The organism is Cellulomonas sp. P4_A2 (assembly GCF_056402515.1).
In genome coordinates, this window is the sequence record NZ_JBFUHG010000001.1 from 488,090 (window position 1) to 508,448 (window position 20,359).

At 72.3% G+C, this 20,359-nt stretch carries 23 protein-coding genes and 1 tRNA gene; 13 read left to right on the forward strand and 11 right to left on the reverse strand.

What is annotated here, in order from left to right; translation table 11 throughout:
• Positions 1–52 precede the first annotated feature (52 nt).
• Complete coding sequence (locus tag AC1DUE_RS02520) at positions 53–1,339, forward strand: alpha/beta fold hydrolase (protein ID WP_477037794.1); 1,287 nt, start codon at positions 53–55, stop codon at positions 1,337–1,339.
• A gap of 68 nt (positions 1,340–1,407) precedes the next feature.
• On the opposite strand, the gene AC1DUE_RS02525 is transcribed toward AC1DUE_RS02520, so the two are convergent.
• Positions 1,408–1,542 carry a hypothetical protein gene (locus AC1DUE_RS02525; protein ID WP_477037795.1) on the reverse strand — a complete coding sequence of 45 codons (135 nt, stop codon included), beginning with the start codon at positions 1,540–1,542 and terminating at the stop codon, positions 1,408–1,410.
• A gap of 105 nt (positions 1,543–1,647) precedes the next feature.
• Here AC1DUE_RS02525 and AC1DUE_RS02530 point away from each other — a divergent pair, with 105 nt between their 5' ends.
• Entirely contained in the window at positions 1,648–2,400 is a 753-nt protein-coding gene (locus tag AC1DUE_RS02530; protein WP_477037796.1) for a DUF429 domain-containing protein, read from the forward strand.
• On the opposite strand, the gene AC1DUE_RS02535 is transcribed toward AC1DUE_RS02530, so the two are convergent.
• From AC1DUE_RS02535 to AC1DUE_RS02545, 3 genes are all read right to left on the reverse strand, one after another.
• The gene (locus AC1DUE_RS02535; protein ID WP_477037797.1) at positions 2,389–3,408 is read right to left on the reverse strand and encodes an LLM class flavin-dependent oxidoreductase; all 1,020 of its coding nucleotides are present in this window, start codon (positions 3,406–3,408) and stop codon (positions 2,389–2,391) included. The genes AC1DUE_RS02530 and AC1DUE_RS02535 overlap by 12 nt on opposite strands.
• A 74-nt stretch (positions 3,409–3,482) precedes the next feature.
• A complete protein-coding gene (locus AC1DUE_RS02540; protein ID WP_477037798.1) occupies positions 3,483–4,772 on the reverse strand; it encodes a glycosyltransferase in 1,290 nt (429 codons plus the stop codon).
• A gap of 10 nt (positions 4,773–4,782) precedes the next feature.
• Positions 4,783–7,014 (reverse strand): glycoside hydrolase domain-containing protein, encoded by a 2,232-nt coding sequence (locus tag AC1DUE_RS02545; protein WP_477037799.1) that lies wholly within the window; start codon positions 7,012–7,014, stop codon positions 4,783–4,785.
• A gap of 144 nt (positions 7,015–7,158) precedes the next feature.
• On the opposite strand from AC1DUE_RS02545, the gene AC1DUE_RS02550 reads away from it, so the two are divergent.
• The 4 genes from AC1DUE_RS02550 to AC1DUE_RS02565 all read left to right on the forward strand — a co-directional run bounded on the left by AC1DUE_RS02550 (position 7,159) and on the right by AC1DUE_RS02565 (position 10,309).
• Positions 7,159–7,869 (forward strand): DNA alkylation repair protein, encoded by a 711-nt coding sequence (locus AC1DUE_RS02550; protein WP_477037800.1) that lies wholly within the window; start codon positions 7,159–7,161, stop codon positions 7,867–7,869.
• A gap of 52 nt (positions 7,870–7,921) precedes the next feature.
• On the forward strand, positions 7,922–8,329 hold the full coding sequence (gene tsaA, locus AC1DUE_RS02555) for a tRNA (N6-threonylcarbamoyladenosine(37)-N6)-methyltransferase TrmO (RefSeq protein ID WP_477037801.1): 408 nt from the start codon (positions 7,922–7,924) through the stop codon (positions 8,327–8,329).
• A gap of 91 nt (positions 8,330–8,420) precedes the next feature.
• The gene (locus AC1DUE_RS02560) at positions 8,421–9,896 is read left to right on the forward strand and encodes an MFS transporter (RefSeq protein WP_477037802.1); all 1,476 of its coding nucleotides are present in this window, start codon (positions 8,421–8,423) and stop codon (positions 9,894–9,896) included.
• A 35-nt stretch (positions 9,897–9,931) separates the two neighbouring features.
• On the forward strand, positions 9,932–10,309 hold the full coding sequence (locus AC1DUE_RS02565) for a nuclear transport factor 2 family protein (RefSeq protein ID WP_477037803.1): 378 nt from the start codon (positions 9,932–9,934) through the stop codon (positions 10,307–10,309).
• A gap of 4 nt (positions 10,310–10,313) precedes the next feature.
• On the opposite strand, the gene AC1DUE_RS02570 is transcribed toward AC1DUE_RS02565, so the two are convergent.
• Positions 10,314–11,252, reverse strand: coding sequence for a helix-turn-helix transcriptional regulator (locus AC1DUE_RS02570; RefSeq protein ID WP_477037804.1), 939 nt, complete (start codon positions 11,250–11,252; stop codon positions 10,314–10,316).
• Between the two features lie 62 nt (positions 11,253–11,314).
• On the opposite strand from AC1DUE_RS02570, the gene AC1DUE_RS02575 reads away from it, so the two are divergent.
• Positions 11,315–11,725, forward strand: coding sequence for a VOC family protein (locus AC1DUE_RS02575; RefSeq protein ID WP_477037805.1), 411 nt, complete (start codon positions 11,315–11,317; stop codon positions 11,723–11,725).
• A gap of 4 nt (positions 11,726–11,729) precedes the next feature.
• Here AC1DUE_RS02575 and AC1DUE_RS02580 read toward each other — a convergent pair whose 3' ends face one another.
• The gene (locus AC1DUE_RS02580) at positions 11,730–12,428 is read right to left on the reverse strand and encodes a hypothetical protein (protein WP_477037806.1); all 699 of its coding nucleotides are present in this window, start codon (positions 12,426–12,428) and stop codon (positions 11,730–11,732) included.
• 388 nt (positions 12,429–12,816) lie between these two features.
• On the opposite strand from AC1DUE_RS02580, the gene AC1DUE_RS02585 reads away from it, so the two are divergent.
• On the forward strand, positions 12,817–13,767 hold the full coding sequence (locus AC1DUE_RS02585) for a hypothetical protein (protein WP_477037807.1): 951 nt from the start codon (positions 12,817–12,819) through the stop codon (positions 13,765–13,767).
• Here the strand turns inward: AC1DUE_RS02585 and AC1DUE_RS02590 are convergent.
• Positions 13,764–14,681, reverse strand: coding sequence for an NAD-dependent epimerase/dehydratase family protein (locus AC1DUE_RS02590; RefSeq protein ID WP_477037808.1), 918 nt, complete (start codon positions 14,679–14,681; stop codon positions 13,764–13,766). The genes AC1DUE_RS02585 and AC1DUE_RS02590 overlap by 4 nt on opposite strands.
• 142 nt (positions 14,682–14,823) lie before the next feature.
• Between AC1DUE_RS02590 and AC1DUE_RS02595 the strand changes: the two genes are divergently transcribed.
• The 5 genes from AC1DUE_RS02595 (at position 14,824) to AC1DUE_RS02615 (ending at position 18,054) form a co-directional block, all read left to right on the forward strand.
• Entirely contained in the window at positions 14,824–15,549 is a 726-nt protein-coding gene (locus AC1DUE_RS02595) for a TetR/AcrR family transcriptional regulator (protein WP_477037809.1), read from the forward strand.
• Between the two features lie 298 nt (positions 15,550–15,847).
• A tRNA-Arg gene (locus tag AC1DUE_RS02600) sits at positions 15,848–15,924 on the forward strand.
• A gap of 17 nt (positions 15,925–15,941) precedes the next feature.
• A complete protein-coding gene (locus AC1DUE_RS02605) occupies positions 15,942–16,391 on the forward strand; it encodes an HNH endonuclease (RefSeq protein WP_477037810.1) in 450 nt (149 codons plus the stop codon).
• Positions 16,392–16,484: 93 nt separating this feature from the next.
• A complete protein-coding gene (locus AC1DUE_RS02610) occupies positions 16,485–17,570 on the forward strand; it encodes a DUF2510 domain-containing protein (RefSeq protein ID WP_477037811.1) in 1,086 nt (361 codons plus the stop codon).
• Positions 17,571–17,574: 4 nt separating this feature from the next.
• Positions 17,575–18,054 (forward strand): DUF2510 domain-containing protein, encoded by a 480-nt coding sequence (locus AC1DUE_RS02615; RefSeq protein WP_477037812.1) that lies wholly within the window; start codon positions 17,575–17,577, stop codon positions 18,052–18,054.
• On the opposite strand, the gene AC1DUE_RS02620 is transcribed toward AC1DUE_RS02615, so the two are convergent.
• Genes AC1DUE_RS02620 through AC1DUE_RS02635 form a run of 4 tightly spaced genes read right to left on the reverse strand, consistent with a single transcriptional unit; the run spans position 18,041 to position 20,339 of the window.
• Positions 18,041–18,472 carry a VOC family protein gene (locus AC1DUE_RS02620; RefSeq protein ID WP_477037813.1) on the reverse strand — a complete coding sequence of 144 codons (432 nt, stop codon included), beginning with the start codon at positions 18,470–18,472 and terminating at the stop codon, positions 18,041–18,043. The two genes, AC1DUE_RS02615 and AC1DUE_RS02620, sit on opposite strands and share 14 nt — an antisense overlap.
• Before the next feature lie 11 nt (positions 18,473–18,483).
• Positions 18,484–19,239 carry a uracil-DNA glycosylase gene (locus AC1DUE_RS02625; RefSeq protein ID WP_477037814.1) on the reverse strand — a complete coding sequence of 252 codons (756 nt, stop codon included), beginning with the start codon at positions 19,237–19,239 and terminating at the stop codon, positions 18,484–18,486.
• Positions 19,233–19,712 carry a TIGR00725 family protein gene (locus AC1DUE_RS02630; protein WP_477037815.1) on the reverse strand — a complete coding sequence of 160 codons (480 nt, stop codon included), beginning with the start codon at positions 19,710–19,712 and terminating at the stop codon, positions 19,233–19,235. Before AC1DUE_RS02630 ends, AC1DUE_RS02625 begins: the two co-directional genes overlap by 7 nt.
• Before the next feature lie 6 nt (positions 19,713–19,718).
• Positions 19,719–20,339: an L-threonylcarbamoyladenylate synthase gene (locus AC1DUE_RS02635; RefSeq protein ID WP_477037816.1), complete on the reverse strand. Its 621-nt coding sequence runs from the start codon at positions 20,337–20,339 to the stop codon at positions 19,719–19,721.
• Positions 20,340–20,359 lie beyond the last annotated feature (20 nt).

Consider the following 20,359-nt stretch of genomic DNA (forward strand, 5'->3'; position numbering starts at 1 on the left):
CGCCCGGCCCGTCCGGCCGCGCACCTCGGGCGGCGCGCCTACGGTGGATCGCATGGCGACGGAGTACCCGATGACCGGCTTTCTCGTGCGCGACCACCGGCTGGAGGTGCCGGTCGACTGGTCGGCACCGGACCGGTTCGGCTCGATCGAGGTGTTCGCGCGCGAGCTCGTGGACCCGACGAAGGCGGCCGAGGACCTCCCGCTGATCGTCTACCTGCAGGGCGGCCCCGGCCACGAGGGTCCGCGCCCGCTCGGCGGCGGATGGGTGCGCACGCTGCTCGAGACGCACCGCGTGGTCCTGCTCGACCAGCGGGGGACGGGTCGCTCGTCGCGCGTGGACGGTCGTTCGATCCAGCGTTTCGACGACGCCGCGACGGCCGCCGACTACCTTGCCTGCTTCCGCGGCGACGCGATCGTGGCTGACGCCGAGCACCTGCGGAACACCGTCTACGGCGGCCGGACGTGGGCGACGCTGGGCCAGTCGTATGGCGGGTTCCTGACGCTGGCGTACCTGTCGAGGCACCCGTCCGCACTGACGATGTGCCTGGTCACTGGCGGCCTCCCGCCGGCGACCGCCACCGCCGCGCAGGTCTACGCCGCCACCTACGACCGCCAGGCCGCCCGCAACCGGGAGCTGGCACGGCAGTTTCCCGACGACGTCGCGACGATCGGGTCCATCGCCGACCTGCTCGGCGCGGAGTCGGTCGCGCTCCCCGACGGCGACCCGTTCACCGTCGAACGCCTCCAGATGCTCGGGATGCCGTTCGGCATGAGCACCGGCATCGACCAGCTGCACTGGCTGCTCGACACGGCGATCGACGCCGATGGCTCCCTGTCCGAAGGGTTCCTGTCCGTGGTCGGCCATCAGACCGCATTCGACGGCAACCCGCTGTACGCGGCCCTGCACGAGGCGATCTACCACCAGGGGCCGGTGCCGGGCGGTTGGGCCGCGGCGTCGGAGCAGGCGAGCCGGCCGTCGTTCGCTGCGTCGGCCCGGCCTCTCCAGCTCACCGGCGAGGTGATCCTGCCGTGGATGTTCGACCAGATCCGCGCGCTGCGACCGTTCCGCGCCGCGATGGACGAGCTGCTCGCGCCACGGGAGTGGCCCACGCTCTACGACCTGGACCGGTTGGCGTCGAACGAGGTCCCCGTCGCGGCGGTGCAGTACTACGACGACCCGTACGTGGACCTCGACCTCGCGCTCGCCACCGACCTCGGCAACGCTCAGGTCTGGATCACCAACGAGTACCTGCACGACGGCCTGCGCGTGGCCGGCGACGAGATCCTGCCCAAGCTGCTGGAGCTGGGAAGGGGCAAGGCGACCGTGACCGGTCGCTGAGCGTGGGGCGGGACGACCCGCGCGAACGCGGCAGTTCGTCGCGAGCGCGGCACCTGGTGCTGCCGCGTTCACAACGGACTGCCGCGTTCGGCGAGGCCGGACCTCAGGGACGGCGGCCGCCGCCCGCGCCGCGGGAAGTAGACCCCGAAGGCGAGGACGCAGATGGCGACGAGATCGACCGCGAGGAGCGCGTACGGGGACATGGGAACCCTCCCGGTGGTTGGTGAGATCCCTGTTCAGCCGACGGCCGCTGTGCCGTCCCTGTGCGAGCGCCGAGGCCCCGGCGTGCGTCGGCGTACCGTGCCGGGGTGACCGCGTATCTCGGCATCGACCTGGCCTGGGGGCGGACCGCGCGGACCGGGCTCGCGGTGCTCGACGACGACGGCCGGCTCGTGGCGTCGACGTCGGTGGTCTCCGACGAGGACATCGCGGCGTTCGTCGCGACGCACGCCGCCGGTCCGGTGGTCGCCGCGATCGATGCGCCGCTGGTGGTGCCGAACGCGACCGGGCACCGCTCCGCGGAGAGGGCTCTGGGGGACGTGTTCCGCGCCTACAACTCCGGTGCGCACGCGGCGAACCGGTCGATCCCGTGGCTGGACCCGCCGCGCGGCGAGACGCTGGCGCGGCGGTTCGGGTGGTCCGTCGATCCCTTCGGCGACGGCTCGGTCGCGATCGAGGTGTACCCGCACCCGGCGATGGTCGCGCTCTTCGGGCTGGGGTCCGTGATCCCGTACAAGGCGAAGCGCGGGCGCGACGTCGGGATGCGGCGGGCCGCCTTCGGAGTGCTGGTCGAGCAGCTGGAACGCGTCTGCGAGTCGCCCCTGAGGCTCGCGTCGTCGCCGCGGTGGGCCGTCCTGCGGGACGCGGTGGCGACCGCGCAGCGCCAGGTCGACCTCGAGCGGATCGAGGACGAGGTCGACGCGGTCCTGTGCGCGTACCTGGCCTGGCTCTGGGCCACCGACCGTGCCGGGATGCGCGTCTTCGGGTCGGTCGCCGAGGGCTACATCGTCGTGCCGGACCGCGTCCTGGCACCGCCCGCGCGGCTCGCCTCAGGCCGGTGACCAGCCGAGGGCCGGCGCGATGCTCGTCGCGACGTTCTCCAGGATGCGGCGGCTCATCGCGTGCGTGGCGTTGGCGGGCAGGACGACGTCCAGGCCCGTGGCCTCCTGCAGGGCGACGTCGCCCTTCAGGCTCGCGATCACCTGCTCCGGGCTGCCGTGGTGGGTCAGGCTGAACACGCCGAAGCCGTTCGGTGGGCGGCCGGTCGCGTCGAACCGGGCGGTGTACCAGGCGATGTACTCGGCGAAGAGCTCGTCGTCCTGCGGCGTGACGCTGGGCAGCACGATGCGGCCGGCGACCGCCCGCGGCGTCCGACCGGGGACGTCGAACGCCGCCTTGTAGGCGAGGATCTGGTCGCGCTGCGTCTCCTCGAACGAGCGGCCGTCGTCCTCGCTGTTCAGGGTGGACACCAGCAGGTCCATCCCCTGCTCGCCCGTGCGGATCGCGGTCGCCCTCGAGCCCGGCCCGTACCAGACCCGGTCGGCCAGCCCCGGGCTGTGCGGCCGCACGAGGAGCTCGGTCCCGGGCGGCGCGATCGGGAAGCCGGTCTCCGGCGCGACGGCCACCGGCTCGCCCGCGATCGCGGCGCGCAGCCGTTCGATGCGGTGCTGGGACTCGTCGTCGAACGAGCGCTCCGCGGTGCCGTAGACGCCGTCGAGGATCTCCGCCGACGGCTTGATCCCGCCCGCGACTCCGAGCTCCAGCCGCCCACCCGACAGCAGGTCGACCGTCGCCGCGTCCTCGGCGATGGTGATCGGGTCCGCGTACCGCATGGGCAGCACGGCCGTGCCGAACCGGATGCGGTCGGTGGCCTGCGCGATCGCCCCGAACAGCGGGAACGGCGACGACAGGAACTGCTCCAGGTGCCGGACCCGCACCCAGCCGGTGTCGTAGCCGAGCTCCTCGGCGAAACGGAAGAGGTCGATCGCGTCCTTGAGTGACTGGGCGGCGTCGGCCGGGTCGTCGTACGGGACGAACGTCAGGAAGCTCAGCTCGAGTCGGGGGCTCACGCGCGCAGGGTACGACGAAGGCGGCACCGAGCCGGCCTCGGGCGCCGGATGTCTCACCTGCTCGTCGTGCGCGGTCAGCCGACCGGGACCGGGACCCAGGGGATCTGGACCTGCGAGACGCGGGCGAGGATGCCGTCGAGGACGGCGACGCGGTCGAACTGGAGGGCGTGCGCGCGGGCGCGCTGCTCCCAGTCGGACCGTTCGGCCGGGGACATCGTCAGGACGCGGTCGAGGGCGGCGGCGATGGCCGACGGGGACTCGACGGGCACGATCAGGGCGGTGTCGCCGACGGCCTCGCCGATGCCGCCGGTGTCGGTGGTGATCACGGGGCCGCCGCCGGAGAGCATCTTCTCGACGAGGGCGATGCCGAACGTCTCGACGAACTCCGGGCGCGGCTTGCTGGGCAGGACGTAGGCGGCGGCGCCGGCCATGAGATAGGACTTCTCGGCGTCGTCCACGTCGTCGAGGAACGTGATCCGCGAGGCGGCGGACGAGCCGGCGGCCAGCGAGCGCAACCGTCCCGCGTCCGGACCGTTGCCGGCGATCACCAGGCGCAGCGAGGCGGCCGCAGCGCTGGAGGCGAAGCCCTCGATGAGGTCGTCGACCCCCTTGGCGTGCGCGAGGCGGGAGAGGAACAGGACGTAGCCGTCGGCGGTGAGGCCTCGAGACGTCAGCACGTCCGAGGGCGGGAGGTTCAGGTAGGAGCCGACGTCGACCGCGGGGTAGGAGACGGTGACGCGCTCACGGCACTGGGCGGCGAACGTGGTGCCGTGCTTGGCGTCGATCGCGGCGGCCTCGCTGATGATCAGCTCACGCGTGTAGTCGGAGACGGCCAGGCAGATGTCGTGCTCCAGGTACGACGAGAGCACGTGGGCGGCCGCGCCGAACTGGTCGTTCTCGACGCAGGCACGGACCACGTTGGTGACGTCCGAGCCGACCGCCTCGGCGACGGTGACGACGTTGACGGGCAGGCCGGTGCTGCGGGCGACGCGCACGGCGTCGGCGATCGCGAGCGAGTGCGGCGACAAGTACAACGACATGGCGACCGTCGGTACACCGTCGGTGAACAGCTCGACGAGCCGCCCGGTGATGCCCGCGAGCCATCGCCCGTCGGGCACCTTGTAGTCGCCGACGGGCTCGGGGCGCTCGACGGTGATCCCGGGGCTGTACGGCAGGACGCCGTCGAGCGGCTTGAGCGGCAGACCGGTGGCCTGGAGCCGCTCGATGGTCCACGTGATGATGCGGACGTCGTCGAAACCCCTGTCCAGAGCGGCTTCTGCGAGGTTGCGCGCCTCACCCGAGTGGCCGCAGATCACCGGGTCGGCACGTACGACGATCACGAGGCGGCGGCGGGGTGTCGTCATGGCGGTCTCCTCAGCGACGCAGTGCGGGGGGAGGAACGGTCAGGGAGGGCATCGTGCTCACGGACGGCGGTCGGACGGCGGTGCCCCAGTCCGACGGTGTCGGGCCGAGCGTGACCAGCAGGCGTCCCCCGCGGTGGAGCTCGGCACCCGTGATCCAGGTGCGTTCGAGTGGTTCACCGTCGAGGTGCACGGACTGTACATACTGCGTCGGACCGTCGGGTGTCGGTTCGATGAACCCTTGGGTCTCGATGTTCAGGCTGCGGTCACCGACCGCGATGCTCGCCTCGCGCCAGGCCGGTGCGTTGACGAGGTAGAGATTCTGGCCGGCGACCGGGAAGAGCCCGAGCGACGCCCAGACGTACCAGGACGACAGCCCGCCGGAGTCGTCGTTGCCGGGCATCCCGCCGCGGCCGACGGCGAACTGGTTCTGGATGATCGCCTGCACGACCTCTGCGGTGCGGTCGGGCCGGCCGGCGTACTGGTACGCCCACGGCGCCTCCATGTCCGGCTCGTTGTTGAGGCCCTCGAACCGGTTGAGCGCGTAGCCCGCGGCCATCTCCTCGATCCCCGGCCGCAGGCCCGGCTGGACGACCGCCGGCGCTCCGTACCCGAAGAACTGGTCGAGCTGCTCGACGAACGCGTCGTCGCCGCCCGAGAGCTTGATGCGCGCGGCCATGTCGTGCATGAGCCGGAACGAGTAGTTCCAGCGCCCGCCCTCGTAGTAGGTGGAGTCCTGCAGGAGCCCGGTGCTCACGTCGTAGGCGTTGATCCACTGCGCGGCGAGCGGCGCGAACTGCTCGACGAGGTCCGGGTCGCCCACGTGCGCCGCGATCTGCGACGTGCACCAGTACGCGAACGCCAGGTCCAGCGTGTGGCTGATCGGGTGCGCCACCCCGCGCAGCAGGAACTCCTCGCCGTAGGTCCGACGAAGGTCGTTGTGCATGTGCACGAGCGCCCAGTCCCAGTCCATCCCGGGCAGGCCGAGCTGGCACAGGTCCGACAGGAACGTGTGCGCGAGCGCGGAGGCCTGCCGGCTGAACTGGTCGGCGCCGCGCGCCATCCGGTACCCGATCGGGAGGTTGCCCTCCTCCTCGGCGATCGACAGCAGCGCCTGCGCGAGCTCGACGGCACGGTCCGGCAGGAGGGTGGTCAGCAGCGGCAGCTGCGTCCGGTAGATGTCCCACATGGTCGCGATGTCGAACGCGAACGGGCCGTCGGTCGGCCAGAACGGGCTCTCCGCGGGCGCCAGGCACGGCTTGATCAGCGAGTGGTACAGCGCCGTCGAGAACACCGTCTGCTTCTCCGTCGACGGGGTGTCGATGCGGATCTTGCCCAGCGTCGAGCGCCAGACGTCCGCGGTCTGCGCCCGCCTCGTCGCGAAGCTGGACGGACCCGGGCCGCACTCCGCCTCGAGGTTCTTGCGGGCCTGGTCGACGCCGCGCAGCGAGAACCCGAACCGCAGCTCGACCACCTGGCCGGGCTCCGACGGGCCGGCCCACATGAGCCCGAACGGGCGCAGGGTGGTGGGGCGGATGTGGTCGAAGTCGAGACGCGTGCCGCCGGGCATGAGGCGCCGGTCGTACCAGAGCATCTGCCGCCAGTGCGGGTCGTCGCACTCGACGTGCACGGCGAGCGGCGTGCCCTCGACGATGATCTGGCCCTGCGCGACCCCGGGCGCGATCGAGTGCAGGTGCGCGCGCAGCGGCACCGTCCGGCCGTGGGGGATGGTGAGCCCGCCGAGCGAGAAGTCGATGACCAGACGTGCGTCACGGTGCGACGGGAACGTGTACCGGTGGACCGCGGTCTTGGGCCCGACCGTGATCTCCGCGCGGATGCCCGACTCGAGCGTCGCCGAGTAGTAGCCCGGCTCCGCGTCCTCGTCGACGATGTCCCAGAGCTGGCCCAGGTCGTCGAGCGGCTGCAGCATCGGGGTGACGCGGAAGTAGTTGTAGTACTTGCGGATCGCGCCCGTGCCGGACTGCTGGAAGTGCGTGAAGCCGCTGGCGACGGGCCGGTCGTAGATCTCGTTCGGCAGGCCCTCGGTGCCCAGGTCGTACTTCCCGTAACCGGTGGGGTAGCCGCCCGAGTACGCGCACGCGCTGACCATGCCGAGCGGGTAGGTGGCGCCCGGGTGCGTGTTCCCGACCTGCGGCTTCGGCCACCACCAGGTCGTCGCGAGGCCGTGCTGCTGGGGCAGGCTCGTGGCCTCCGTCCCGATGAACGGGTCGACTCGCTCGAACATCGCAGCCGCTCCTCGCGCTCGTGCGGACGCCTTCCGGCGGCCGATGCGTCGGTGCCTCGTCCTGCGGACGGTACGTCCGGTGGGTTACGGGCGGGTTTCGCGACGACACGGCCAGGGCTGGGGACGCGTCGATATCGTCTGGGGATGACGGCGCCGACGACCGCACACGACGTGCTCGACCGGCTCTCGACCCTGCGATCCGACGAACAGCTCGCCGCCTACGAGCGGTACTTCCCCCTCGACGAGCGCGGCGACGACGTGTTCCTCGGCGTGAAGATGGGCACGGTCTTCGCGCTGGCCAAGGAGGCGGAGCTGCCCCTGTCCGAGGTCGAGCTCCTGCTGGACTCCGAGCTGCACGAGGCCCGGGTGTGCGCCGTCAGCATCCTCGACGCGCGGGCGCGTCGCGCGCGGACGACCGACGACGAGCGTCGGTCCCTCTACGAGCTGTACCTGCGCCGGCACGACCGCATCAACACCTGGGACCTCGTCGACCGCGCCGCCCTGCACGTCGTCGGCCGGTACCTGGAGGCCCGCGACCGCTCGCCGCTCTACGAGCTGGCGCAGTCCGAGGACCCGTACGAGCGGCGGACCGCGATCGTCGCGACGATGTACTACCTGCGCGCGGGCAGCGACGACGCCGCCGACACGTTCGCGATCGCCGCCCTGCTGGTCGACGACGAGTCGGACACCGTGCGCAAGGGCGTCGGCTGGGCGCTGCGCACCGCAGGCGGCGACGGGCTGACGACGTTCCTCGACGAGCACGCGGCCCAGATGCCCCGCGTCATGCTCCGCGCGGCGGTCGAGCGCCTGCCGAAGGGCGAGCGAACGCGCCACCTGGCGCTGCGCACGACCTGAGTCAATCGACGAGGCTCTTGTTCCTGGCGTCCCGCGGCGGGAGGGTGACCGGATGGGCTTCGAGGTACTACCCGTGGGCCGGGTCGAGTCGTCGCTCGTCGACCGGGCGTCGGCGCCCCGGCAGGGGGACGAGGGGGCGCCGGATGCGTGGGTCGTCGTCGCGCCGGAGTATGCGGATGCGCTGGCCGACATCGCCGTCGGGGAGGACGTCCTGCTGCTCACCTGGCTCGACCGGGCTGCGCGCGACGTGCTCGTCGTGCATCCGCGCGGGGACGTCTCCAGGCCGGCGACGGGGGTGTTCAGCACGCGGTCGCCGGACCGGCCGAACCCGATCGGGCTGCATCGCGTGACGGTGCGGAAGGTGGACGGGACGCGGCTGCTGGTCAGCGACCTGGAGGCGCTCGACGGGACGCCGGTGCTCGACATCAAGCCGGTGCTCGGAGGGCTCGACGAGAGGTGACGGGACGCCGGGGGGCGCGTGAGCGCGCGGACCGCCATGATCGTGGCGAGGAGCTCCCACGCTCGTCGTCGGCGAGAGGACCCGTGACCCCATGACCGAGGCAACCGCGAAGCCGTGGACTCCGCCGAAGGTCCCGCGCAGCGCGTGGAACGCGCTGATCGTGCTGATGGCCGGCATGTTCATGGCGCTGCTGGACACGACGATCGTCAACGTCGCGCTGCCGACCATCCGGGAGGACCTGAGCGCGTCCGAGGCGACGCTGAGCTGGATCATCTCGGGGTACGCGCTGGCGTTCGGCATCGCGCTGATCCCCGCCGGCCGGGTCGGGGACCGGATCGGGCACAAGTGGGTGTTCTTCACCGGGTTGGCGCTGTTCACGTTCGCGAGCCTGCTGTGCGGGCTGTCGCAGACCAGCTTCCAGCTGATCGCCGCGCGGGTGCTCCAGGGGTTGGCCGGCGGCATGTTCGTGCCGGGGGTCACGGCGTTCATCCAGCTGCTGTTCCCGGGGCCGGTGCGCGGCAAGGCGTTCGCGATCATGGGGTCGGTGATCGGGGTGAGCACGGCGCTCGGGCCGATCCTCGGTGGCCTGATCATCGAGGCGTTCGGTGAGGCGAACGGCTGGCGGATCGTGTTCTTCGTCAACCTGCCGATCGGAGTCGCGGCGCTGATCGCGGCGGCGATCCTGCTGCCCGCGGGCAAGCTCGGCACGACCTCCAAGCCGGGCTACGACTTCGTCGGGCTGGCGCTGTTGACCGCGGGCCTGGTCGCGATCCTCGTGCCGCTGATCGAAGGGCAGGACAAGGGCTGGCCGGCCTGGACGTGGATCACGCTGGCCGCCGGAGTGGTGCTGATAGCGCTGTTCGGGGCGTGGGAGGTGCGGATCCAGGACGAGAACCCCATGGTCCCGCCGCACCTGTTCAGCCACCCGGCGTTCACCGGTGGGACGGTCCTCGCCATGGTCTACTTCGCGGCGTTCACCAGCATCTTCTTCACCATCTCGCTGCTGTGGCAGGCCGGGCTCGGGCACACCGCGCTGCAGTCCGGCGTGGTCGGGGTGCCGTTCGCGATCGGGTCGATCATCGGGGCGTCGCAGAGCAACCGGCTGTCCCAACGGCTGGGGCGCACGGTGCTGGTCATCGGCACCTTCTTCGTCGCGGTCGGCCTGGCGTGGGTGTGGCTGGTGCTGCGCAACGTCGAGGCGACGGACCTCACCAACTGGGACCTGCTCGTCCCGCTGCTCCTGGCCGGTATCGGCAGCGGCATGTTCATCGCACCGAACGTGCAGTTCATCGTCGCGACGGTGGACCGGTCCGAGGCGGGCGCGGCGAGCGGCGTGATCAGCGTGATGCAGCGGGTCGGCAGCGCGATCGGCATCGCGGTGATCGGCAGCGTCCTGTTCGGGCAGCTGCACATCACCAGCCCGGCGAGCGTCCCGCAGGCGTTCACCGACGCGGCCGCGGCGGCGATGTTCGTCAGCACCGCGCTGGCGGTCGTCGCGTTCGTGCTCGTGTTCGTCCTGCCGAAGCAGGTGGCCTCGGGTCACGGGGCTCCGCCTCCGACGGAGTGAGCGCGGGTGTCGGTGGTCGGGTGGATCGTCGACGCATGACGAGACCAGCCGCCATCGACCTGGCGAAGAAGTGGACCGCGATGTGGAACGGGGACCTCGCGCTCGTCGACGAGATCCTCGCCCCCGACTTCCGGATCGAGTTCGGCGCGGTCGTCGCCGATCCCGACCCGACGCTCATCACGACACCCGCCGGCATGGCGGAGTTCGTCGGCACGTGGCGTGCGCGCCGCGGCGACCTCGTGTTCGCGCTCCAGGGAACGCCGGTCGTCGACGAGGACGACGGCATGGCGTTCACCTGGACCGTGGACCTGCCCGGCCTGAACCGGCGTAGTGGGATCGACCTGTGCCGGCTGGTCGACGGGAGGATCGCGCGGGTCTGGTCGGTGACCGGCGAGCGCGCGTTCGTCGTGTGAGGCGTCAGGCCGGCCCGGCGGCCCGCCCGTACCGGGCTGCCAGCGTGCGCACCTCCACCGCCAGCTCGGGGGAGTCCAGCACCTCGAAGTCCACGCCCCACATCGCGAGGTACCGGGCGAGGGAGGCGGCGTCGTCGGACCCGACGTCGACGAGGCACGTGCGGTCCGTCTCGGCGGTCACGGTCACCGCCGCGGGGGCGCGAGGGACGACGTCCGCGAGCGGCGCGTGCAGCCGCACCCGCGCACGGAAGGCCCAGGTCGCGGCACCGATGGCGGCGTCGACGAACGCCGCGATGTCCGACGGGGCCGGCCGGGGCCGGAAGCGCGCGCCGTGGGGGACGCGCAGCGTCAGACGGTCGACGCGGAACGTGCGCCAGTCCTGACGGGACGTGTCCCAGCCGACCAGGTACCAGCGGCCTGCGCGGTGGACCAGTCGGTGGGGCTCGACCTCGCGCCGCGACGAGCGGTAGTCGAAGCGGAGCCGGACCGACGAGCGGCAGGCCTCGGCGATCTCCTGCAGGGTCGCGCCGTCCACGGGGGCCGACGAGCGGTGCGCGAACGCGGTCGACGAGGCGAGCACGTCGACCCGGTACCGCAGTCGCGACGGCAGCACCTGCTCGAGCTTGACCAGCGCGGTGACCGAGGCCTCCTCGATGCCCTCCACCGCGCCGGTCGTCGCGAGCCCGAGGCCCACCGCGACGGCGACCGCCTCGTCGTCGTCGAGAAGCAAGGGAGGCAGGGCACTGCCTGCGCCGAGCGTGTAGCCGCCCGACGACCCCGGCGCGGCGAGGACCGGGTAGCCCAGCTCGCGCAGCGCGGCGACGTCGTTGCGCACCGAGCGCGTGGAGATCCCGAGGCGCGCGGCGATCGCCGGCCCCGTGTGCGGACCGGGCGCCTGCAGGATCGACAGCAGCCGCAGGAGCCGCGCGGACGTGGTGAGCACGAGAGCCAGGATCTCAGACGTTGCGGAAGCAAGCCTGCCGCAACGGCATGCAGGATCGAGGCATGGACATCAACGGAATCGCCACGATCGTGTACCCCGCTCGCGACCTCGCCGCGGCCATCACCGCCTGGTCGGCGGTCACCGGCACCGAGCCGCTGTTCGCCACCCCCGACTACGCAGCGTTCCGGTTCGCCGGCACCGAGATCGGCCTGACGCGCCTGCCGTGGGTGGACTTCCCGCTCGTCATGCTCGACGTCGACGACATCGAAGAGGCTCGCGCGGGCTTCCTGGCGGCCGGGGCGACCCCGATGGCCGAGGTCGAGGGCGGGGGGCTGGCTGAGCTCGGCACCGCACCGGTCACCAACGGGAACCCGGAGAACGGGATCATCGACATGAATGGCGCCCGGCTCGGGGTGATCAGGGTCGCCGACGGCCACCTGCTCGGTCTGCGGCAGGCGGTCGCGTGGGGCTGAGGAGCTAGATCAGCTCCAGCTCGCGGCTCTTGGTCTCCCCGAAGAACTGCGACACCTGCTGCAGCGTGGAGAAGCCGTCACCGGCCAGGTCCACCAGCAGGTCGTTGCTCCACATCATCAGGCGCCCGATGGTCCACTGGACGCGGGCGGCCTCCGGCAGCTCGAGCCCGTAGACGAGCTGCGCGATCTCGCGCTTGCCGCCGGCCGGGGTGCTGTAGGTGAGGATCGGCAGGTAGCGCTCGGGCTCGACCACGCAGAGCACGCGCGTCAGCAGCGCCTCCTTGAACCCGGTCATCCCGAGCCCACCCTGCTCGTGCACGAGCCGCGTGAAGCGGTCCGCCATCGGCACGCTCGGGGGCCCGTAGAGCAGGTAGCGGATGGTGTTGCGCGTGCGCGCCGTGGCCTCGTAGTCGCCCATCGTCTTCCACGCGCGGTTGAACACCGACATGTTGCCGGGGGCGGCGCCGATGGTGCTGTTGGCGAACTCGCGCAGGTCGTCGGGCTCGGCGTCCACGATGTTGTCGGCGCTGAAGACCTCCTGGTACTTGGCCCAGTAGGCCAGCACCTCGGGGTCGGGCGTCTGGTGGTCGAGGAGGAAGTCGGCCTTGAGGGCGTCGATGCGCGCCATGCGGTCGGGCTCGACGCTGGACCGGTCGGGGAACCGGTCCCGAAGCCCCGAGTAGGACGCGGGGGTGTCCGTCACGCGCTTGGCCTCGCCGCGCGTCCAGGTGTGGTGGCACGACGAACAACGAATGGTTCGGCGATCGTCCGGCAGTCGCTCGACGAGCTCGAGCTCGTCCGACTTGCAGACCGGGCATTCCAGCATGAGTGCTCCTTCGCCTCTGTGCACTCAGTGTGCACGTCCTGGCGCGACGGCGTGCCGGGTCCTCGGTAGGTGGTCGTCCCATTCTCCGCCCGTCGTCACCAAACCGATACGGACGAAGGTCCTGATCCGGGACCTAGGTCCGGAGTTGGCACGAAATGCCCCACCTAGCGTCGGATCACGGACTGCGCCCACCATCCCGGGCGCCGTCCTCGACCGGCTCCCGGGCACACCCGAGGGCCTGACCCGCACCTTCGAGGACGAGCCCATGACCGAGCACCTGCCGCACCAGCGCGGTTCTGAGCGACGTCGCGTCGTGATCGGCCTGGACATCGGTGCCGTGACCGCGCAGGTCCGGGTCGTCGAGCAGGAGTCCGGAGCGATCGTCCTCGACCACGTCTCGGCCTCCGCCAGCTGGTCCGCGACGCCCCTGCGCTACGCGACGGGCTGGATCGTCGACGCGGTGCGCGGCGCGCTCGACGACTGCGGCGACGTGGAGCTGGCCGCGGTCGCCGTCGGGGCCACCGGGTGCGAGGTCCGTGCGTTGTGCGACGCCCTCGGCACCACCGTCTGCGCCGCGCTGCGGGTGCCGACGATCGTCGTCAACGACGCCGAGCTCCTGGTCCCGGCGGCCGGTCTGGACCGTGGGGTCGGGGTGCTCGTCGGGAGCTCCGCCATCGCGGTCGCCACCGGGCCGGGCCAGCTCACCGGTGCGTCGAGCTGGGCGTTCTCGGACGTCGGCAGCGCGTCCTCCCTGGTCCGTGAGGCCGCCCTGACCGTGCTCGCCCGTGCCGCGCGTGGCGACGAGCCCGACACCCTGCGCGTCCTGCTCATGGAGTCGATGCAGCTGCGCACCGTCGACGAGCTCGCGCAGGTGCTGCGGTGGAACTCACGCTCGCTGCCCTGGGGCATCCACGCGCCGGCCGTGTTCCAGGCCGCCGACGAGGGATCGACGGAAGCGAGCGCGCTCGTGACCGCGAACGCGCAGGCCGTCGCGACCCTCGTCGTCCAGCTGTCCCAGCGCGGGGTGGACGTCCTGCACGCCGTCGTCGGCGGCGACGTCGCGCCCGAGGTGCCGCGCCTGTTCGCCGGGATCCGTCGCTCGATCCTCGACGAGCTGCCCGACGCCGACGTGCGGATGCTCGAGGTCCCCGCGGTCGAGGGTGCCGTCCGACTCGCACAGCGCTCGGCGGTCGACGGTCCGGCCTGCGACCCCTAGACGCGAGCAGGGATGGCCAGGGTCTCGGCGATCGCCTGGTCCCACGGGGTCGCGGTGGTCCCGAGCATCCGCTCCGAGGCCGTGGTGTCCATGACGAACGGCTCGGAGAAGTGGTCGGCGACCGCGGCGATCTCGCGCATCAGCGGTGACACGAGGCCGAGCGCGCGGACCATCGCGGCGGGCGTCGGCCTGATCCGGGGCTCGCGCGCACCGGCCGCCGACGCGAACCGCGCACCGAGCTCGAGGAACGTGAGCGGTTGCGCCGTCGGCACGTGCCACGCGCGTCCCCACGCGCCCGGGGTCGCACCGGCGGCGACGAGCGCCCGGGCGAAGTCGGGCAGGTAGGTCCAGCTGTGGGGCTGGTCCACCGCGACGACCGGGCGGACCACCTTGCCGGCGAGGAGGGGGCCGACGAAGCGCGGGCCGGCATGGGCCTGTGAGTCGGCCAGCGGACCCAGGTAGTCGGCCGCACGGACCTCGGTGGTGCGCAGGTCGGTGCGAGCGGCGGCGTCGCGCCACATCTGCGCGCGGACCGCACCCTTGGCCTCGGTCGCCCGCAGCGGCGTGTCCTCGAACATCACGGTGCCGTGGGTGCCGTAGCCGTAGAGGTTGCCCGCCGTGACCAGGACCGCACCCGTGCGGGCGGCCGTGTCCAGCAGCGACGACGCGAGCGGCGGCCAGTCGGTCACCCAGCGCCAGTACGTCGGGTTGGCGCAGTTGTAGAGCACGTCGGCGCCCTGCACGGCCGCGGTCAGGGCGTCGGGGTCCGTCGCGTCGAGCGCGACGTGCCGGACTCCCGCCGTCGCGGTGCCGCCCGACCGGCTGACGACGAGCACGTCGTGGCCCTGGGCGACGAGCTCCTGGGCGAGCGTGGAGCCGACGGCTCCCTTTCCGACGATCACGTGCTGGGACATGGTGCGCTCCTCGGTCCTGGTTGCGAGAGCAGTGCTCTCGTCTGTGAGCAATGCTCGCATGCAACCGACACGAAAACAAGAGCAGTGCTCTTTGAAGTGATCAGTGCTCTCGTTCTCGTCGGAAAGCAGGCATGATGGCGACATGGCAGCGAGCACATCCCACGGCACAGCCCGCGAGCGCGCCCGCGCCGAGGTCATGGCGGAGCTGCTCGCTGCGGCCCGCGCCCGACTCGTCACCGAAGGAGCCGCGGACCTGTCGCTGCGCGCAGTGGCGCGCGACCTGGGCATGGCCTCGTCGGCGGTGTACCGGTACGTGGAGTCGCGCGACGCGCTGCTGACGCTGCTGATCATCGAGGCGTACGACGCCGTCGGACAGGTGGCCGAGGAGGCGATGCGGAGCGCGCCGGACCCCGCGGCGGCGTGGCTCCAGGTGGCCCGGGCCGTGCGCGGCTGGGCGCTCGAGCAGCGGCACTCGTTCGAGCTCATCTACGGGACGCCCGTGCGCGGCTACCGGGCGCCCGAGGACACGGTCGTGCCGGCGGTGCGGATCTGGGGCGTGATCGTCGGGCTCCTGATGCGCGCACAGGCGGAGGGCACCCTGCGGCCCGCCGGGCCTGACTTCGACCCGCGCGGGCGCGTCACCCCCGAGGTGTTCGCCTTCGTCGGCTTCGACGACCCCGCCGACGTGCCGGACGACGTCGCGCGCATCGCCGCACGCTCGGCCACCCTGTTCACGTCGCTCATCGGCGCGATCTCCGTCGAGCTGTTCGGGCACCTGCACCGCGTCGCCGGCGACTTCCCGCGCCTGTTCGACGTCACGATCGCGACGGCCGCCGCGGGCGTCGGGCTGCACGTCGACCTCGACTGAACAGGGGACGTCGGCGGACATTCGCCCGCTGTTCGCCCGCGACATTCGCGAAAACGCTGGTGAATTGGGCAAACGTCCGTCAACCTGATGACGACCGCGACGAGTGCGCGGCCCACATCGACCTGAGCACCGAGAGGGGACACCCGCCATGACGCACGACCTGCGGATGTCGCGACCTCGACCTCGGAAGCTACCCGAGCATGCCTGAGCACCAGCTCAGCGCAGCCATGGGCCGTCTCCGACATTCGGGGGCGGCCCATTGCCGTCTCACGACCACGACCCGACCGACACACGGCACGCCTCGCTAGCTCAACGGGACAGAGCACCGGCTGACGAAGCCGGAGGTCGCTGGTTCAAATCCAGCGCGGGGCACCACACAGAAGGGAACGGCCATGACGGGAGTCCTGGTCCTGAACGCGGGGTACGAGCCCCTCCAACGCGTGAGCCTCGCGCACGCCGTCCGCATGCTGCACCGGCAGGTCGCCGTCGTCGAGGAGGCCGTCGACGGGCGCACCTTCGGGCCCTACCCGCTGCCGCGCGTGCTGCGCCTGGTCCGCTACGTGCAGATGCGCTGGCGCAACCGGCGCGGGATCCCCGTCTGGTCCCGCAGCGGCATGCTCGAGCGCGACGGGCACCTGTGCGCGTACTGCGGCACCGCCGGCGCGAGCACCGTCGACCACGTCCTGCCCCGCAGCCGAGGCGGCGGGAGCTCGTGGCTCAACACCGTCGCGGCCTGCCTCGAGTGCAACCACTCGAAGCGTGATCGGACCCCGCAGGAGGCGGGCATGCGGCTGCGGTACGAGCCGCACGTCCCGACCCACCGCGAGCTGCTCGCACGCTGAGCTGGGGACGGCGGCACGTGCACACGCGCCGCCGTCCCTTGTGCGCGCGCTCTTCGGCCTCAAGAATGACGCGTCACGTGCCGACTCAGAGGCGTGACAGGGGGACAGGGCGTCGCTGCGGGGTGGTACGACGACCGCGCGACCGCGGGCGTCGTGCGCTGGTTCGACGGCACGGCGTGGACCGAGCACACGCGACCGGCTGAGCACACGCGACCGACTGAGCCGGCGGCGTTCGTCGTGCCCGGGGGTGGTGCGGTCTCGCCCCCGATGACTGCGGCCCCGGCGACCATGGCATCCGTCGGTTCGGCCGCCTACAGCCCGGTGCCCACGCACGCCCCCGGGCAGGCCGCGCCGTTCGGCGGGCAGGCCGCGCCGTTCGGCGGGCAGGTCGCGACGAGCGGGCACCCGGCGTTCGGCGGGGTGGCAGCCACCAGCGCGTTCGGGGGCCCGGCAGCCACCAGCGCGTTCGGGGGCCCGGCAGCCACCGGCGCGTTCGGCGGACAGGCGGCGCCGACGTCGCGGTTCGACAGCTACGGCCAGCAGCCGGCGTTCGGGCAGCCCCAGCCGGCGTTCGGACCGACCGGCATGGGCGGCATGGGCGGGGCGCCGTCCTACGCGGGCTCGATGGTCGACCACGCCGGCATCGCTTCGGCCCGCCGACGGGTCCACCGCGACCTCTGGCTCGGCATCGGCCTCCTGCTCCTCGGCGCGATCATCGCCACCTGGGTCGCGGCGTCGATCAGCGCGGCGGGCGGGTACGGCGGCGGCCGCCACTACGTCTCGACCGCGGGCGTGATCGGCGGTCTGGCCTCGTTCTACCGGGCGCGCAAGAGCTATAAGACGATGGTCGAGCTGGGCGGCACTCCGTGGAGCTCGTCGGCCATGACGATGGCCATGGTCGGCGCCGGCGTGGCCGTGCTCCTGTCGTTCATCGCGATCGTGCACGCGTACACGGCGACCGGGTCGACGGGTCTCGAGCCGGTGGGCGCGGGCTCCTGCTGGGCGGGCGGCGGCGGGACGGTCTGGCAGGTGTCCTGCGATCTCCCGCACTCCTACATCGGGACCGCGCTGATCTCGGACGGCGGGATGTGCCCCAGCGGAAGCGAGACGACCCTCGCGCTCGACGACGGGACCGGGCAGGCCCTGTGCCTCGCGGCCGACAGCGTGACGACGGGATGACCGGATGAACACCGCACCTGGGTGGTACGACGACAACACCAACCCCGGCGGGCTGCGGTGGTTCGACGGTCGGGACTGGACCGCCTACACGGCACCCGCACCGTCCTTCGCGCCGCCCGGCCAGGTGGGCGCTCCGCCCTCGTACGCGGGACAGCCGATGACGCCCTACGGCCACCCGGGGCAGCAGATGCCCTACGGCTACGGGTACCCGCCGCACCCGCGGTCGCAGGAGGAGGGGGACGGCCCGGGCGAGGTGCTGCACTGGATCGTCCCGGTCGGTCGCTCCTGGCAGTCGATCGTCGCGGGCTACGTCGGCCTCGCGGCCATCTTCTTCTGGATCCTCGGTCCGGTCGCGATCGCGCTGGGCATCCTCGGCCTGCGTCAGGCGCGCGCCGGCGGCCACGGGTCGGGGCGATCGATCTTCGCCATCGTCGTGGGCGCTCTCGCCTCCCTGGCCGGGCTCGTCGTCCTCACGGTGACGTGACCGGCTTCCCGTGCAGCCACGGCGTGTAGGTCACACCGACCAGCAGGCCCTCCGGGCTCAGCAGCCGCGACGTCGTCTGCCCCCACGGCTCCTCGGTGGTGTCGCGCAGCAGCCGGTGGCCCTTCGCGACGAGCTCCGCGACCCCCGCCACCACCGCGTCGGCCGAGGCGACGTCGAGCTCGAGCCACGCCTGCGGGACGGGCAGGTCGGCCGGCCAGTCGGGACTGCCGAAGGTGGACTGCGCCGCCTGGGTCAGCGGCCACAGCGCGAACGCCTTGACGCCCTCGAGGGAGTCGTTGGTCAGGTAGCCGGGTGCCGGCTCCTCGAGCGTGATGCCCAGCCCGTCCTCCCAGAACGCGCGGGCCGCACCCGCGTCACGCGTGATCGGACCGAACCCGGCGACGAACGAGATCTCCATGGGCGACGACGCTAGCCAGAGGGTCCGACAAGCGCCCGCGCACGCAGGAGGACCGCGTCGAGCATCTGCGGCGTGAGGCGTCCGGTGAAGGTGTTCTGCTGGCTCACGTGGAAGCAGCCGAGCACGGTGAGCGACCCGATCACGGGATGGCCGAGGACCACCTCGGCGCCGTGCCCGAAGCGGGGTCGGGGTGTCGGGACGGTCCAGCCCTGCTCGGCGAGCGTGCTGAGCAGGGCCTGCCAGCCGAACGCGCCGAGCACGACGACCACCGCCGGACGCAGCAGGTCCAGCTCACGCGCCAGGAACGGGCCGCACGTCCGGCGCTCGTCGGGGGTCGGGTCGTTGGCGGGCGGCGCGCAGCGGACCGGCGCGGTCACCCGGACGTCGGTGAGCGTCAGGCCGTCGTCGCGGGACGTGGAGGTGGCCTGTGACGCGAACCCCGTGCGGTGCATCGCCGCGAACAGGAAGTCGCCCGAGCGGTCGCCGGTGAACATCCGGCCCGTGCGGTTGGCGCCGTGCGCGGCGGGCGCGAGGCCGACGACGAGGACGCGCGCCCGTGCGTCGCCGAAGCCCGGCACCGGGCGCGCCCAGTAGGTCTCGTCGCGGAACGCGGCCCGCTTCTCGACGCCGACGAGCTCGCGCCACGCGACCAGCCGCGGGCACGCCCGGCACTGCGGAACGACGGCATCGAGCGCGGCGATGTCGGCCGCAGCCGCCGCGGCACGCACCACGTCCGCCGGACCGTCGAGGGTCACCCTGCTCACCATGCACCCTCGTCGCGAAGCCGCGGCGCGTCCGGCAGCGCGTCCAGGGCGGACAGGACCTCGGCCACGGAGGACACCGGGCGCGGTCCGGGCGGCAGGTCCCACCCGTTCAGCGCGATCACGGGGACGCCGGTCCGCACGGCGAGCGCGACCTCGCTGAGCGTCCCCCACGAGCCCCCCACGCTCACCACCACGTCCGACGAGCGCACCAGCAACCCGTTGCGCAGCTCGCCCAGCCCGGTCGGTATCGCGACCGTGACGTGCGGGTTCGCGTCGCCCCTGGAGGAGCCCGGGAGCAGTCCGACGACGACGCCGCCGCCCTCGGACGCGCCGCGCGACACCGCCGCCATGACACCGCCCAGCCCGCCGCAGACCACAACGTGCCCGCGCTCGGCGAGCCCGCGCCCCAGCACCAGCGCCTCCGCAAGCTCGTCGGCACCCGCGTCCGACGGCCCGACCACCCCCACGTACGCCACGGCGTGCTACTCGAACCTCGACGGATCACCCGCGCCCACGCGGACCACCTCGGGCGCGCCTTCGGTGAAGTCGACGACCGTCGTCGGCTCCATGCCGCAGTCCCCGGCGTCGACCACCGCGTCGAGCACGAGGTCGAGCTCCTCCTTGATCTGCCAGCCCTCGACCATCGGCCACTCGGCGCCGGGCATCAGCAGGGTGCTGGACAGCAGCGGCTCGCCGAGCTCGCGCACGATCGCCATCGCCACGGGGTGGTTCGGGATGCGCACGCCGATCGACCGCTTCTTCGCGTGCGCCAGCCGCTTGGGCACCTCGGGCGTGGCCGGGAGGATGAACGTGTACGGCCCGGGGGTGGCGGCCTTGATCGCCCGGAACGCGCTGTTGTCCAGCTGTACCAGCTGACCCAGCTGCGCGAAGTCGGCGCAGACGAGCGTGAAGTGGTGCTTGTCGTCGAGACGCCGGATCTGCCGGATGCGGTCGGCCCCGTCGTGGTTGTCCATCCGCGAGCCGAGCGCATAGCAGGAGTCGGTCGGGTAGGCGATGAGCGCGTCGTTGCGCAGCAGCTCCACCACCTGCGCGATCAGCCGCGGCTGGGGGTTCTCGGGGTGGACGTCGAAGTAGCGCGCCATGGGATCGACAGTAGTAGCGC

Excerpts from the sequence above, each read along its gene's own strand:
- AC1DUE_RS02620 (WP_477037813.1), bottom strand. The coding sequence starts at position 18,472 with ATGGAGATCTCGTTCGTCGCCGGGTTCGGTCCGATCACGCGTGACGCG.
- AC1DUE_RS02615 (WP_477037812.1), top strand. The coding sequence starts at position 17,575 with ATGAACACCGCACCTGGGTGGTACGACGACAACACCAACCCCGGCGGG.
- AC1DUE_RS02520 (WP_477037794.1), top strand. The coding sequence starts at position 53 with ATGGCGACGGAGTACCCGATGACCGGCTTTCTCGTGCGCGACCACCGG.
- AC1DUE_RS02635 (WP_477037816.1), bottom strand. The coding sequence starts at position 20,339 with ATGGCGCGCTACTTCGACGTCCACCCCGAGAACCCCCAGCCGCGGCTG.
- AC1DUE_RS02625 (WP_477037814.1), bottom strand. The coding sequence starts at position 19,239 with ATGGTGAGCAGGGTGACCCTCGACGGTCCGGCGGACGTGGTGCGTGCC.
- AC1DUE_RS02585 (WP_477037807.1), top strand. The coding sequence starts at position 12,817 with ATGACCGAGCACCTGCCGCACCAGCGCGGTTCTGAGCGACGTCGCGTC.
- AC1DUE_RS02565 (WP_477037803.1), top strand. The coding sequence starts at position 9,932 with ATGACGAGACCAGCCGCCATCGACCTGGCGAAGAAGTGGACCGCGATG.
- AC1DUE_RS02560 (WP_477037802.1), top strand. The coding sequence starts at position 8,421 with ATGACCGAGGCAACCGCGAAGCCGTGGACTCCGCCGAAGGTCCCGCGC.
- AC1DUE_RS02595 (WP_477037809.1), top strand. The coding sequence starts at position 14,824 with ATGGCAGCGAGCACATCCCACGGCACAGCCCGCGAGCGCGCCCGCGCC.
- AC1DUE_RS02525 (WP_477037795.1), bottom strand. The coding sequence starts at position 1,542 with ATGTCCCCGTACGCGCTCCTCGCGGTCGATCTCGTCGCCATCTGCGTC.
- AC1DUE_RS02605 (WP_477037810.1), top strand. The coding sequence starts at position 15,942 with ATGACGGGAGTCCTGGTCCTGAACGCGGGGTACGAGCCCCTCCAACGC.
- AC1DUE_RS02590 (WP_477037808.1), bottom strand. The coding sequence starts at position 14,681 with ATGTCCCAGCACGTGATCGTCGGAAAGGGAGCCGTCGGCTCCACGCTC.
- AC1DUE_RS02545 (WP_477037799.1), bottom strand. The coding sequence starts at position 7,014 with ATGTTCGAGCGAGTCGACCCGTTCATCGGGACGGAGGCCACGAGCCTG.
- tsaA (WP_477037801.1), top strand. The coding sequence starts at position 7,922 with ATGGGCTTCGAGGTACTACCCGTGGGCCGGGTCGAGTCGTCGCTCGTC.
- AC1DUE_RS02550 (WP_477037800.1), top strand. The coding sequence starts at position 7,159 with ATGACGGCGCCGACGACCGCACACGACGTGCTCGACCGGCTCTCGACC.
- AC1DUE_RS02575 (WP_477037805.1), top strand. The coding sequence starts at position 11,315 with ATGGACATCAACGGAATCGCCACGATCGTGTACCCCGCTCGCGACCTC.
- AC1DUE_RS02540 (WP_477037798.1), bottom strand. The coding sequence starts at position 4,772 with ATGACGACACCCCGCCGCCGCCTCGTGATCGTCGTACGTGCCGACCCG.